Annotated in this window: 12 protein-coding genes; 4 read left to right on the top strand and 8 right to left on the bottom strand. The window is 73.9% G+C overall.

Going from position 1 to position 13,177, the window contains the following annotated elements; translation table 11 throughout:
• Nucleotides 1-306 carry a 4a-hydroxytetrahydrobiopterin dehydratase gene (locus ACZ6BB_RS03105; RefSeq protein ID WP_471613578.1) on the bottom strand — a complete coding sequence of 102 codons (306 nt, stop codon included), beginning with the start codon at nucleotides 304-306 and terminating at the stop codon, nucleotides 1-3.
• 208 nt (nucleotides 307-514) lie between these two features.
• Between ACZ6BB_RS03105 and ACZ6BB_RS03100 the strand changes: the two genes are divergently transcribed.
• Together ACZ6BB_RS03100 and ACZ6BB_RS03095 are read left to right on the top strand one after the other, a co-directional pair.
• Nucleotides 515-1,360, top strand: a complete 846-nt coding sequence (locus ACZ6BB_RS03100) for a helix-turn-helix domain-containing protein (RefSeq protein WP_471613577.1) — start codon at nucleotides 515-517, stop codon at nucleotides 1,358-1,360.
• Nucleotides 1,361-1,524: 164 nt separating this feature from the next.
• Nucleotides 1,525-2,388, top strand: coding sequence for a helix-turn-helix domain-containing protein (locus ACZ6BB_RS03095; RefSeq protein WP_471613576.1), 864 nt, complete (start codon nucleotides 1,525-1,527; stop codon nucleotides 2,386-2,388).
• Nucleotides 2,389-2,421: 33 nt separating this feature from the next.
• Here ACZ6BB_RS03095 and dnaK read toward each other — a convergent pair whose 3' ends face one another.
• The 4 genes from dnaK to ACZ6BB_RS03075 form a co-directional block, all read right to left on the bottom strand.
• Nucleotides 2,422-4,287 (bottom strand): molecular chaperone DnaK, encoded by a 1,866-nt coding sequence (gene dnaK / locus ACZ6BB_RS03090; protein WP_471613575.1) that lies wholly within the window; start codon nucleotides 4,285-4,287, stop codon nucleotides 2,422-2,424.
• 105 nt (nucleotides 4,288-4,392) lie between these two features.
• Nucleotides 4,393-4,818: an OsmC family protein gene (locus tag ACZ6BB_RS03085; RefSeq protein ID WP_012999567.1), complete on the bottom strand. Its 426-nt coding sequence runs from the start codon at nucleotides 4,816-4,818 to the stop codon at nucleotides 4,393-4,395.
• 158 nt (nucleotides 4,819-4,976) lie between these two features.
• Nucleotides 4,977-7,091 (bottom strand): phage holin family protein, encoded by a 2,115-nt coding sequence (locus tag ACZ6BB_RS03080; protein ID WP_471614108.1) that lies wholly within the window; start codon nucleotides 7,089-7,091, stop codon nucleotides 4,977-4,979.
• A gap of 149 nt (nucleotides 7,092-7,240) precedes the next feature.
• Complete coding sequence (locus ACZ6BB_RS03075; RefSeq protein WP_471613574.1) at nucleotides 7,241-7,729, bottom strand: hypothetical protein; 489 nt, start codon at nucleotides 7,727-7,729, stop codon at nucleotides 7,241-7,243.
• Nucleotides 7,730-7,892: 163 nt separating this feature from the next.
• Here ACZ6BB_RS03075 and ACZ6BB_RS03070 point away from each other — a divergent pair, with 163 nt between their 5' ends.
• Both ACZ6BB_RS03070 and ACZ6BB_RS03065 read left to right on the top strand, forming a co-directional pair.
• Nucleotides 7,893-8,666 carry an MBL fold metallo-hydrolase gene (locus tag ACZ6BB_RS03070; protein ID WP_471613573.1) on the top strand — a complete coding sequence of 258 codons (774 nt, stop codon included), beginning with the start codon at nucleotides 7,893-7,895 and terminating at the stop codon, nucleotides 8,664-8,666.
• Between the two features lie 43 nt (nucleotides 8,667-8,709).
• Nucleotides 8,710-9,324, top strand: a complete 615-nt coding sequence (locus ACZ6BB_RS03065; protein ID WP_471613572.1) for a DedA family protein — start codon at nucleotides 8,710-8,712, stop codon at nucleotides 9,322-9,324.
• Between the two features lie 79 nt (nucleotides 9,325-9,403).
• Here ACZ6BB_RS03065 and ACZ6BB_RS03060 read toward each other — a convergent pair whose 3' ends face one another.
• The 3 genes from ACZ6BB_RS03060 to ACZ6BB_RS03050 all read right to left on the bottom strand — a co-directional run bounded on the left by ACZ6BB_RS03060 (nucleotide 9,404) and on the right by ACZ6BB_RS03050 (nucleotide 12,846).
• Nucleotides 9,404-10,525 (bottom strand): MBL fold metallo-hydrolase, encoded by a 1,122-nt coding sequence (locus ACZ6BB_RS03060; RefSeq protein WP_471613571.1) that lies wholly within the window; start codon nucleotides 10,523-10,525, stop codon nucleotides 9,404-9,406.
• Between the two features lie 274 nt (nucleotides 10,526-10,799).
• Nucleotides 10,800-12,017, bottom strand: coding sequence for an aminotransferase class I/II-fold pyridoxal phosphate-dependent enzyme (locus ACZ6BB_RS03055; protein ID WP_471613570.1), 1,218 nt, complete (start codon nucleotides 12,015-12,017; stop codon nucleotides 10,800-10,802).
• A 133-nt stretch (nucleotides 12,018-12,150) separates the two neighbouring features.
• Nucleotides 12,151-12,846, bottom strand: coding sequence for a hypothetical protein (locus tag ACZ6BB_RS03050; protein ID WP_471613569.1), 696 nt, complete (start codon nucleotides 12,844-12,846; stop codon nucleotides 12,151-12,153).
• Nucleotides 12,847-13,177: the final 331 nt, after the last annotated feature.

Below are 13,177 nucleotides of genomic sequence, written 5' to 3'. Positions count from 1 at the left end.
TCAGCCCGCCCCGTGGCCGGGCGCGAGCGCCTCCACCCTGCGGGCCAGCTCGACGTCCTTCTCGGTGACGGCGCCGCCCGCGCTGTGCGTGCTGATGGTCAGCGAGACGGTGTCGTAGCCGAGCGTGAGGTCGGAGTGGTGGTTCAGCTCCTCCTGCGTCTGGGCGATGTGGACGACCAGCGCGGTCGCCGCGAAGTGCGAGCCGAGGCGGTAGGAGCGCGTGAGCCGGCCCCCGGTCAGCGACCAGCCGGGCAGCTCCGCCAACCGGTCCTCGATCTCCTTCGGCGACAGGGGTGCGACAGACATGACCCACTCCTTCCCAAACGCCCCTCCGTGATGCGCGGGGTCCCTTTCAGCGTGCCACAGCCGCGCGGCCGGTTCCCAGGTCAGGCGGCCGATCGCAGGGCCGGAGGCGTACGCATCCGGCCACGCGAACGGCGTTCGGGGCCGTCTGCGCCCGGATCCGGCGGCGGAACACGGGCCTCCTCCTGACCGCCTCGGCTACGTTCTCCGCATGACCACTGTCCCGACCGGCGCCCCGGGCCGGCCGCCCGTCCTCCCCGATCCGGGCGTGGGCCCGCTGCTGCGGGCGTGGCGGGAGCAACGCCGCCTCAGTCAGCTGGAGTTGGCGCTGCGTGCCGGATCCTCGGCGCGGCACATCAGCTTCGTCGAGACGGGCCGGTCCCGGCCGAGCGAGGAGATGGTGCTGCGGCTGGCCGAGCACCTGGACGTACCCGTGCGCGAGCGCAACGCCCTGCTCCTCGCGGCCGGTTACGCCCCGCACTACCCGCAGACCCCACTGGACGACCCGTCGATGGCCACCCTGCGCGAGGGCATGGAGCGGCTGATCCAGGGCTACGAGCCGTATCCGGCGCTGGTGATGAACGCGACGTACGAGGTGCTGGCCGCCAACCGGGGCGTCCTGATGCTGCTCGACGGTGTCCCCGCGTCGCTGCTCGCGCCGCCGCTCAACGCGATGCGGCTGACCCTGCACCCGCAGGGCATGGCACCGCGCATCCGGAACCTGCGCGCCTGGCGGGGACATCTGCTGGAGCAGATGAACCGGCAGCTCGCCCTGCACCGCTCGGAGCCGCTGCGCGCGCTGTACGAGGAGGTGGCGGCGTATCCGCTGCCACCGGGCACGCCCGACGACGAGCCCGGTGAGGAGCCCGGAGCGCGGGCCGCTGCCTGCTTCGCGCTGCCGATGCGGATCGAGCACGAGGGGCAGGTGCTGTCCTTCGTCTCCTCGGTGTCCACGTTCAACACCCCCATGGACGTGACCGTGGCGGAGCTGGCCATCGAGACCTTCCTCCCGGCCGACCCGGCGACGGTGAAGTACCTCCACTCGCTGATGCCCTGACCCTCCGCGACGGCCGCGCGCCGGGGCACGTACCGGGCGGGGCCGGCGGGCGCCCGGCACGTCAGGCATCCGGAACCCGGGGCGGCCGTTCCGGGCGCCTTGGTGAGATGCCCAGCGGAACATGACAGACTGGTCGTGTATCTCGGCGCGTGGGGAGGCGTGGCGTGAGTGAGCGGCGGCCCGCCCCGACCGTGGGCCAGGTGGTGCTCGGCAGGCGTCTGCAGGAACTGCGGGAGACGGCCGGGCTCAGACGCGAGGAGGCCGCGCGGGTCCTCCATGTCGCCCCGGCGACGGTACGGCGCATGGAGACGGCCGACGTCGCGCTCAAGATCCCGTACGTCCAGGTCCTGCTGTCGACGTACGGCGTCGGCGAGGACGACGCCGCGGCGTTCGTGGCGCTGGCCGAGGAGGCGAACAAGCCGGGGTGGTGGCAGCGGTTCCACGACGTGCTGCCCGACTGGTTCAGCGTGTACGTCAGTCTGGAGGGCGCCGCGCATCTGATCCGGCAGTACGAGCCGCACTTCGTGCCGGGCTTGCTGCAGACCGAGGAGTACGCGCGCGCCGTGATGGAGGCCGGGACCGTCGGCCGGACCGGTCCCGAGACGATCGAACGCCATGTGTCGCTGCGGATGGCGAGACAGAAGCTCCTCATCCAGGAGACGCCGCCGCACCTGTGGGTGATCATGGACGAGACGGCCCTGATGCGTCCGGTGAGCAACCGTTCCCAGGTGATGCGCGACCAGATCGACCGGCTGCTGGAGATCACCGAGAAGGATCACGTCATCCTTCAGGTCTGTGAGTTCGCCGACGGACCCCACCCCGGTACCTACGCCCCCTTCTCGCTCTTCCGCTTCGCCGAACCGGAACTCCCCGACATGGTCTACACCGAGTACCTCACCGGCGCCCTCTACCTCGACTCCCGCACCGAGGTCGCGCTCCACCTGGAGGTCCTCGACCACATGGCCGCCCACGCGGCGTCCGCCGAGCGGACGAGGACCCTGCTCAGGCACTACCGCGAGCGGTACTGAGCCCAGGCCGGCGGCCCGCCCACGCCGTTCCCCCTACACCGCTCCCCCCTTCGGTCCCTTCTCGTCGTCCACGATCTCCGCGTCGACGACACCCTCCTCCTCGGCGGGGCCGGGCGGCGGTCCCTCGGAGGCCGGGGCGGCGGAGGCCGCGGCCGCGGCGTACATGGCCTGGCCCATGCGCTGGCTGACGGTCGCCAGGTGCTCGGTGGCCGCGCGGAGGGCGGCGGTGTCCTCGGGTGTCGCCAGAAGACGCTTCAGGTCGGCGACGGCGGACTCCACCTCGGCACGGCTGTCGGCGGGGACGCGCTCGGTGTTCTCCCGGAGGAACTTCTCCGTCTGGTACACGAGTTGCTCGGCGTGGTTGCGGGTCTCGGCGGCCTCGCGGCGCCGGCGGTCGTCGTCGGCGTACTGCTCGGCCTCCCGCATCATGCGGTCGATGTCGTCCTTGGGCAGGGCGGAGCCGCCCGTCACCGTCATCTTCTGTTCGCGGCCGGTCGCCAGGTCCTTCGCCGAGACGTGCATGATGCCGTTCGCGTCGATGTCGAAGGCCACCTCGATCTGGGGGACGCCACGGGGCGCGGGCGGCAGACCGGTGAGGTCGAAGACGCCCAGCTTCTTGTTGTACGCCGCGATCTCCCGCTCGCCCTGGTAGACCTGGATGCCGACCGAGGGCTGGTTGTCGGCGGCCGTCGTGAAGATCTCCGAACGGCGGGTCGGGATCGTCGTGTTGCGCTCGATGAGCTTGGTCATGATGCCGCCCTTGGTCTCGATGCCCAGGGACAGCGGGGTGACGTCGAGCAGCAGCACGTCCTTCACGTCGCCCCTGATGACGCCCGCCTGGAGCGCGGCGCCCACCGCCACCACCTCGTCGGGGTTGACGCCCTTGTGCGGGTCCTTGCCGGTGAGTTCCCTCACCAGGTCGCTGACCGCGGGCATCCGGGTCGAGCCGCCGACGAGGACGACACGGTCGATCGCGGCGAGCTTCACCCCCGCGTCCTTGACGGCCTGGTGGAAGGGGGTGCGGCAGCGGTCGAGCAGATCCGCGGTCAGCTCCTGGAACTGGGCGCGGGTCAGCTTCTCCTCCAGGTGGAGCGGCCCCTCGGCGGAAGCGGTGATGTACGGCAGGTTGACGGACGTCTCGGAGGAGCTGGACAGTTCGATCTTGGCCTTCTCGGCGCCCTCGCGCAGCCGTTGGAGCGCCATCTTGTCCCTGCCGAGGTCGACACCGTGCTGCCCCTGGAACCGTTTGACGAGGTACTCGACGACCCGCTGGTCCCAGTCGTCGCCGCCGAGGCGTGTGTCGCCGTTGGTGGCCTTCACCTCGATGACCCCGTCGCCGATCTCCAGGAGGGAGACGTCGAAGGTGCCGCCGCCGAGGTCGAAGACGAGGACGGTCTGCTCCTCGCCCCGGTCCAGACCGTACGCGAGGGCCGCGGCCGTGGGTTCGTTGATGATCCGCAGGACCTTCAGGCCCGCGATCTCGCCCGCCTCCTTGGTCGCCTGCCGCTGGGCGTCGTCGAAGTACGCGGGCACGGTGATGACGGCGTCGGTGACGTCCTCCCCGAGATACGACTCGGCGTCCCGCTTCAGCTTCTGCAGGACGCGCGCGGACAGCTCCTGGGCCCGATAGCGGGTGCCGTCCAGCGCACCCTGGTCGGGAAAGCGCCAACTCCCGTCGCCCATGTGGCGCTTGACGGAGCGTGCGGTGCGCTCCACGTTCGTCACGGCCTGCCGTTTGGCGACCTCGCCGACCAGGACCTCGCCGTTCTTGGCGAACGCCACCACCGACGGTGTGGTCCGCTGCCCCTCCGCGTTGGCGACCACCGTCGCCTCGCCGCCCTCCAGCACGGCCACCACCGAGTTCGTGGTACCGAGATCGACCCCGACCGCACGCCCCATCGCCGTCCCCTTCCCGCAAGGTTCCGCCCGGTGTTCTCGGCACCAGCACAAAACTTGAGTGGGTTCTTGTCAACGGGGCGTCGACGGGGCGCGCGAAGCAGGCCGTCAGGCCAGTTCGGCCGTCAGCGTGATCGTCGTGCCGGTGAGGGCCTGGCTGACCGGGCAGTTCTTCTTTGCGCCCTCGGCCGCCTCCTGGAAGCCGGCCGCGTCCAGGCCGGGGACCTCGCCGCGGACGGTGAGGTGGATGCCGGTGATGCCCTCACCGGGCTGGAAGGTCACGTCGGCCTTCGTCTCCAGGCGGGTGGGCGGGGTGCCCGCGCCGGTGAGGCCGTGCGAGAGCGCCATGGAGAAGCAGCTGGAGTGGGCGGCCGCGATCAGTTCCTCGGGGCTGGTCTTGCCGTTCGCCTGCTCCGCGCGCGACGGCCACGACACCGGCTGCGAACCGATGCCGGAGGAGTCGAAGGTGACGGTGCCGGTGCCCTTGAGGAGCTCGCCTTCCCAGACCGTGTGTGCGGTGCGCGTGGTTGCCACGATGAGTCCTTTCGATGGGGTCCCGTTGCCGGGTTCCGTGCCCCCATCCGATCACACTCCGGGCCGTCCGGGCCTCATCTCATCCTGAACACCGGCCCCCCGCGCGGTGAACTGCGGTCGGGGACCCCGACAGGCCCGCTGCCCGGGGGCCGGGAGGGCTAGGCGTCCGCCGGGTTCTGTTCCCTGGCGGCTGCGGGACCCTCGTGGCTCGTCGCGCGATCGCCCGCGCCCCGGACGGGCGCCGCGGGCTCGACCAGCGGGACCTGGGGGCCGTTCGCCTCCCGTAGCCACCGTCTGAGCACGCGGTGGATGTGTTCGGCGCCGACCAGGTCCTCGTCGTCGGCCGTCGGCTCGGAGAGGGCGAGGGGGGACATGAGGAAGGGGCGGGACTGGCAGCCGCCGAGGCCCCCGTGGGAGCCGATCTGCTCCTCGAAGGCGAGGACTTCGCCCTCGGCGGGGTCGTACCAGGAGTTGACCATGATGTCGGCGGTGTGCGGGAAGCCGTGCGTGCGGCGGACGGCGTCGGCGGCGCCGGGGCCGAAGTCCGCGAGCGGGCCGGGGTGTTCGTCGCTCAGCTCGCCGATCGGGATCTCCGCCCCGTGCGCGCCGAGCACGAGACCGCCGTGCTCCTCGCTGCGGACGAGGACGAAGCCGATGCCGGGATGGTTGGCGAGGGTGGAGAGCAGGGCGGGGTGGCGGGCATCGATCTCCTCGCGGCTCATCCGGTGCGGGACGTCCGGGAAGGAGACGAGGCCGAGGTTGCCGGAGGCGAGCACGACCGGCTCGGAGCGGCGCGTCGTCCGGTGCTCCTCCACGCGCTCCTCGCCGGGGATGCGCAGCGCGGCCCGGACGGCCGTGCGGGCCTCGGCGCCGCTGTGGGTGCGCCGGGCCCGGCGCGGCACGGGCAGGCCGCAGCCGGCGCGGACCAGGTTGCCGAGCGTGAGGCCGTAGCGGCCGAGGAAGGTCTCGCCGGGGCTCTGGCCGTGGTCGGAGAGGAGGACGATCCGGTAGGCGCGCGGGGCGTGCCCGGCGACCTGGGCGATCAGCGCGAGGGAACGGTCGAGGCGTTCGAGGACCTTGGCGGCGTCGCGGCTGTGCGGGCCCGAGTGGTGGGCGACCTCGTCGTAGGCCACGAGGTCCGCGTAGATCGCCGCGCGGCCCGCGAACATGTCCCCGATCACCGCGGCGACGACGACATCGCGTTCGACGACGGTGGCGAAGGCGCGGATGAACGGGTAGAGGCCGCCGCGCTTGACGCGGGGCCGCTGCCGCGCGAACCGGGCGCGGGCGGACTGGCCGGTCTCCCGCAGGACGTCGGCGACGAAGGACATGGCGGTGCGGACGGCGTTGGCCGGGTCGGAGAAGTAGGCGAAGTACCCGGCGCGGGAACGGTTGCGCCGGCCCCGGCGGGCGGCGATCGACAGCACGAGCGCGAGCTGCTCCGCGCCGCCGCTGAAGAGGTTGCCGCGGCTGGCGCCGTCGACGGTGAGCAGACCTCCGTCGCCGGTGCGGTCGACGGCCCGGCGCTGAAGCTCGGCGGCGCCCGCGGGCCGGTTGCAGACCATCACCTCCCGGGTGTCCTTCTCGTACCAGCGGAAGGCCGGCACGTCGTGGTTGGTGCCGTGCAGGATGCCGAGCTGGCTGGCGCCGGTCTGGCTGGACCAGTCGGTGCGCCAGGGGGTGAGGCGGTGGGTGGGGCGGGGGCGGGCGGCGCCGTCGGCCGGGTGGCCGAGCCAGGCGGCGACGGTCGGCATCAGGCCCTTCTGCGCCGCCGCCTCCAGCACGTCGTGGCCGACACCGTCGAGCTGGAGGAAGACGGTGCCGGGGCCGGCCGGCCCCGGGCGGCCGTCGGCGTTCCGGCGGCGGCGGTCGGCGAGCCGGTACAGACGGCGCCGGTAGGCGTCGTCGTCCCGCACGGCGAGGGCGCCGCCGGTGGCGGAGGCGACGGCGGACATCACCGCGGCGACCACCACGGCGGTCTCCGGGGCGGCCTCCCCCTGGCCGGAGGGGCTGATCCGCAGGGCGAGCAGCAGCAGCGAGCCGTTGAGGAAGAAGACGAGCAGGCCGAGGACGAGCGCCGGCACCAGCAGCATCGCCCGCACGAGCAGCGGCCACACGAGGGCGGAGAGCAGGCCGAACGCGCCGGCGCCGAAGGCCGCGGTGACGGCGATCTGGGTGCCGCTCTCACCGGACTCGGACTGGAGCCGGAAGTCGGGGAGCGCGCCCGCGAGCACGAGCATGGTCAGGGTGGACACCGCCCATACGGCGAGCATGCGCCCGACGCCGCTCAGTACTCTCCGCCAACGTCCGCCGCCCACGGTCCGGTCACCTCACGTCCTGTCCGTGGGCCCAGACTGTCATACCGGGTGGGGGCGCCGGGGTGGCGTTCAGGGGTGGCACGGGCGCAGGGACTCGCCGCCGCTCAGCGGCCGTCGTAGCCCGCCGTCGGCATGGACAGGCGGCGGTGGACCCGGGCCTTCATCTGGGCGTCGTAGGCGGGTTCGGCGCGCCCCACGGTCTCGACGCGGATGCCGCGCCGGGCGCACTCGGCGGTGAAGTCCTCGACGGAGGCGAGGGCGCGTTCGAGGACGCGGCGGCTGGGGGCGACGAAGAGGTCGACGAGGCCGGCGTCGACATCGGCCCACAGGGCGCAGTGGTCGGGGCGCAGCGCGCGGACGAGCAGCTCGCGCGTCACCACGTAGCCGCGCTCGGCGGCCCAGCGGGCGCACATGGCGTGCTGGCTGCGGGAGTCGACCAGGAAGGGGTCCGCCTCCAGCTCCTCCAGCGGCGTCAGGCTCGCTATGGCCGCGACGCGCACCACCGCCGCGCGTCCCGTCGCCCCGCCGCACCCGCGCACCGCTTCCTGACAGGCCACGCCGGGGGCGCCGCCGACATCTCCCTCGTCTCCCATGGTGTCCCCCTCACCTCCGGGTCCCGGAGCCCCTCCGGCGGAACGAGCCGCGGACGCGGGGTCCGGCACGCCTGTCCACGGCATGATCCGCCGGACAGGCCCAGGCCGCAGACCCTACTCCAGCCCGTAGGCTCGGGGGAGTAGCGCGAAGGAGGCGAACGGAGTGCCGGTGGAGATCACCTGGTGGGGCCATGCGACCTGCACCGTGGAGGACTCGGGCACGAGAGTGCTCACCGACCCCCTGTTCGCGCGCCGGCTCGCGCATCTGCGCAGGCGCCGGGGTGCGCCTCCCCCGGCGGAGGCCGCGGTCGCGGACGTCGCACTGGTGTCGCATCTGCACGCCGACCATCTGCACGTTCCCTCACTGGCCCGACTCGCCCCGGGCACACGGGTAGTGCTGCCGAAGGGCGCGTCGCGCCAGGTGCCGGGGCTGCGCAGGCTGACGCATCTGCGTCTGTGCGAGGTGGCGGCCGGGGACGAGCTGAACGTCGGTGACCTGCTCGTCCGTGCCGTGCCCGCCCGGCACGACGGGCGGCGGCTGCCGGTCGGGCCGCACCGTTCGCCGGCGCTCGGCTTCGTCGTCGAGGGCGACGCACGGACGTACTTCGCCGGGGACACCGGGCTGTTCCGGGAGATGGCCGAGGAGGTCGGGCCGGTCGACGTGGCACTGTTGCCCGTCGGCGGCTGGGGGCCGCATCTCGGCGAGGGGCATCTGGACGCGGGGCGCGCGGCGGAGGCGCTTGCGCTGCTCGCGCCCCGGAGCGCGGTTCCCGTGCACTACGGCACGTACTGGCCGATCGGGATGGACGCTGTGCGCCCCCATGAATTCCACGCCCCCGGTGAGGAGTTCGTCCGTCTCGCCGCCGCGCGCGCTCCCGGTGTGGCGGTGCACCGGCTGGAACACGGGGAGAGCGTTCGTCCGGAGGTGGCGCGATGAGACGCCGGCCGACGGAGGACGCCCAGTTCGTGGAGGAGGCCCGGTGATCCTCCTGGCCGCCGTGAGCACTCCCGGGCCGTACGCGTCCACCCAGCAGGCGATCGGCTATCCGACCCTGTTCCTGCTGGTGCTGGTCGGAGCGCTGGTGCCGGTGGTGCCGACCGGGGCGCTGGTCAGTTCGGCGGCGGTGGTGGCGTTCCATCAGGCGGCGCCCTTCTCGCTGCTGCTGGTGTTCGTGGTGGCGTCGGTCGCCGCGTTCCTCGGCGACATCGCGCTGTACTGGCTGGGGCGGCGCGGGATGGGCTCGAAGAACGGCTCGCGCTGGCTGGAGGCGATCCGCCGGCGGGCGCCCGAGGACCGGCTGACGCAGGCGCAGGCGAAGCTGGACGACCACGGGGTGGCCGTGCTGGTGCTGTCCCGGCTGATGCCGGCGGGACGTATCCCGGTGATGCTGGCCTGTCTGCTGGCGAAGATGCCGCTGCGGCGGTTCGCGCGGGGCAACCTGCCGGCGTGCCTGGCGTGGGCCGTGACCTACCAGTTGATCGGCATTCTGGGCGGGTCGCTGTTCAAGGAGCCGTGGGAAGGGGTGCTGGCGGCGGTGGCGCTGACGTTGCTGCTCAGCGTGGCACCGGGCGTGTGGCGGCGGCTGGTCCGCTGACCGGTCCGCCGAGGAGCACGCCGCCCCGCGCTCCCGACCGGTCTGGCCCCTCCGGGAGCACGGGGATGCCCCGGCCGGGTCAGTCGAGGACCCGGGAGGCTCCGATCGGCAGGTCCCAGAGGTTCTCCCGCGGCAGGCCCGCCGCCCGCCACGCCGCCCGCACCCGCGTCAGGGGTTCCAGGACCGGTTCCGCGGACAGTACGAACGTGGCCCAGTGCATGGGGGCCATGCGCCGGGCGCCGAGGTCCTGGAAGGCGCGGACCGCCTCCTCCGGGTCGCAGTGGACGTCGCTGAGCCACCAGCGGGGGTCGTAGGCGCCGATCGGCAGCAGGGCGAGGTCGATACCGGGGTAGCGGCGGCCGATGAGAGAGAACCAGTGGCCGTAGCCGGTGTCGCCGGCGAAGTAGAGGCGCTTGCCGTCCGGGGCCGTGAGGACCCAGCCGCCCCACAGCGAGCGGCAGGTGTCGGTGAGGGTGCGCTTGGACCAGTGGTGGGCCGGTACGAAGTCGAGGCGGACGCCCTGCAGTTCGGCCGCCTCCCACCAGTCCAGCTCGGTGACCCGGCCGAACCCGCGCCGCCGGAACCAGCGGCCGAGCCCGGCGGGCACGAAGACCGGTGTGTCGCGCGGGAGTCGGGCCAGGGTGGGGGCGTCGAGGTGGTCGTAGTGGTTGTGGCTGATGACGACGGCGTCCACCCGGGGCAGCGCGTCCCAGTCGAGGCCGACGGGGGTGATCCGGGCCGGGGTGCCGAGGATCCGGCGCGACCAGACGGGATCGGTGAGGACGGTGAGCCCGCCGATCCGCACCACCCAACTCGCGTGCCCGGCCCAGGAGACGGCGACGGTACGCGCGTCCACCCGGGGCAGCGGGCCGGGCTCGTACGGCAGTCGCGGGATGCCGACGAGTCCCTCGGGGCCGGGCCGGACCGCACCCTCGCGGGCGAACCGGGCGAGGGCCTTCAGGCCGGGCAGGGGCGTGGTCAGCCGGTCGGCGAAGGAACGGGGCCAGCGCCGCCGCTCACCGAGCGGGCGGGGCTCGGCGAGCGGCGGGGGCGCGAGGGGGCGGGCGATGGACGGCTCGAACCGTGACCCGGACGCCGGCTCGTCGGTGTCCTCGGCGGTGGTCGTGGAGGCGGAAGAGGTGGTGGAAGAAGTGGTGGAAGAGGTTGTGGAAGAGGTGGTCGACTCGGACTGCTGCGTCATCGAGGAGGCTCCCGTCGCCGAGCGTCGTCACGAAGAATCGTCGTCGCTGAAGATCACTGAACGTCGTTGAAGATCACTGAACGTCGCAGAAGGTCGCTGATGATGGGTGCTGGGGGCTGGTCGCTGCTGGGGCGTGCTGGTCGCCAAGGGGCGGTGGAGGTCACTGCGGCCCGGTGAAGGGTCTGGGCCCGCCGGCCCCGTCGGGGTCGACGAGACCGGCGGGGCCGCCGGTGCGGCTGGAGTCGCCGAGGGTCCTCCGGGCCGGGGGGCCTCGTCATCGAAGGCTCTCCAGAGCCGCTCCGAAGACTGTCAACGCACGTTCCACGTGCGGTAGTTCCAGGGGGTCGGAGGCGTCGAGGACCCGCGCGCGCTCCGCGTCGCTGCCGCCGAGGAACGCGGCGGTGGACAGCCGGACGCGCAGCTCCCCGAGGTCGTCCCCGAACCGGTGGCCGCCGGGCGCGGGCATCCCGAGCCGGACGCCGAGGAAGTCCTCCGCCTCCTGGGCGTCACCGACGCCGTGCGCGGCGAGCGAGGAGCGCAGGGGGGCGAGGTCGGCGTACAGATGCCGTCCGGCGCGCGGCGGCAGGGCGAGCGCCCCGGCGGCCACGACGGCCCGGTGCGCGGCGGTGGCGAGGCGCGCGTGCAGGCGTACGGCGGTGGTGAGCCGCTCGGTGACGGGGGCGGGCTCGGCGAGGGCGTACGCGGCGGCCGCGGCGACCGGGGTGGCGACCCGGGCGCCCAGCGCGGTGAGCACGTCGAGAACGCGGTCGCGCAGCCCCGTCCCCTCCCCGTTCGCGGGGAACCTGGCGACCGCGGCGGGCCAGCCCGGCGGCAGGAAGGGCCCGGCGAGGTCGGTGACGACGGTGACCCGGTCGGGCAGCATCTCGGCGGGGCTGAGGAGCACGGTGTCGTGCGGATCGTGCACGGTGTCGCGCCAGGTCTCGTCGCTGACCAGGTGCAGGCCCTCCCCCACCGCCGCCTCCATGGCCTCGTGCATCAGTTCGGGCGGGGCCACGGTGGCGGTCGGGTCGTCGGCGACGCACAGCACGAGCAGCCGTGGGTCACCGCCCTCGGCCCGGATCCTTCGCACGGTCTCCAGCAGCGCGTAGGGGTCCGGCACGCCTCCGCATTCGGCGGGGGTGGCCACCGGGAAGACGGACCGGCCGAGCGCCCGCGCCTGCGGCTCCCACCAGGCGGCGCACGGGCGGGGGAGCAGGACGTCGCCGCCGATCGCGGCGGTCAGCGCGAGGAGCAGGGCGGGCGCGCCGGGGGCGGCGGCGGTCCTGGCCGGGGTGGTGGGCAGTCCCCGGCGGTCCCAGTAGCCGCAGGCGGCCTCCAGAAGGGCGCCATCGCCGCCGGGCGGCACGGCCCGGGGGTCGCTCGCCGCGGCGGAGAGCACGGTGGCCAGTTCGGGCAGAACGGGCAGGCCCTGGGCGGGCAGGGGCGGGCCGTAGCGGACCGGGCCGTGCCCCTCCGGATCCGTGCCCCGCATGGATGCCTCCGCGCAGTCGTGGTGCGTCGTGCCGCACGTGTCGCCGTCGTGCCGGAAACGGCGCCCTACGCGCCCTCGGCTGGTCAGTACCCAGGCTCACGCGCCCCATGGGCGCCCGGACGAGTCGCGCCGGTCACACGGGCGGCGTCCCCCGGTCGCGGCGCCGCAGCCGGTGCACGGCCGCGCCCAGTGCCCCCACGATGAGCAGACCGCCCGCCGCCATGGCCGGTACGGAGTCGGTGAAGGCACCGCCGCCGCCCGCGTGGACGCCCCGCTGGACGGGAGCGCTGGGGTGGCCGGTGGGGTGTGCGGGCCGGTGGGACGGCTGATGTGTCGGGTCCTTGGTGGGCTGGTGCGTCGGCGGGTGGCTGGGATACCGCTCCAGGTCGTAGAGCTGCGCGTCGCCGCCCGGCGTGACGTCGAAGGTGGCGCTCCACTGTTTGCCCTCACCGCCCGGGGCCGCCGGGCAGATCCCGTCGACGCCCCACTCTGTGGCGGAGTTCGCCGCGTCGGCACCGGTCTCGAAGTCAGCGGCCGGCGCGATCTTGGCGGTGCCCTGGTAGGAGGGGCCGCCCGCGGAGTCGTCGTTGCCGGGGAGGCGCTGCAGCGTGACGGTGCCCTGTTCGAAGGCCTGGGAACTGGCGTCGATGGTCTCCGGGGCGGGGCCGCCGGTCGGGTCGCAGGAGACGGAGAACGTGAGCGTGTCGCCCGGTGCCACGGAGTGTGGATTCACCTCGGCCGCCGGATCGGCGTAGGAGGGCGGGGCGGCGGCGCCCAGGACGGCACCGATCAGGGCGGTGGTGGACAGGACACGGGCTCTGCGGCGCATGGGTGGGGCTCCTTCGGCCGGCTCCGGCGGGAGGGGCACGACCGCCGTGCCCCTCGTCCATCAGAGCGCCGCGTCCGGCGGGGCGCGCGCGGCCGGGCACCATTCGCGGGACACGGGGCCGCCGAGTGGGTGACGGTGTGCTCCGCGCCGGGCCGACGGGCAGGTGCCCCGGCGCGGAGGCCGGACGGCGCGCGGGCGGGGGAACCGGCACGCCGCCGGCCCCCACGGCCGCCCCGTGAACGCCGGAGTCCCGGATCCGGCTCAGTCGGACGCGCGACCCGTTCGGGCCCCCTCTCCGGGCCCCTGCTCCGCCGCGTGGGCGGCCGACCGC

The sequence above is a fragment of the Streptomyces sp. NPDC041108 genome, assembly GCF_055592645.1.
Note: the sequence above shows the minus strand (reverse complement) of the source record. Positions and strands in the feature narration are given on the sequence as shown.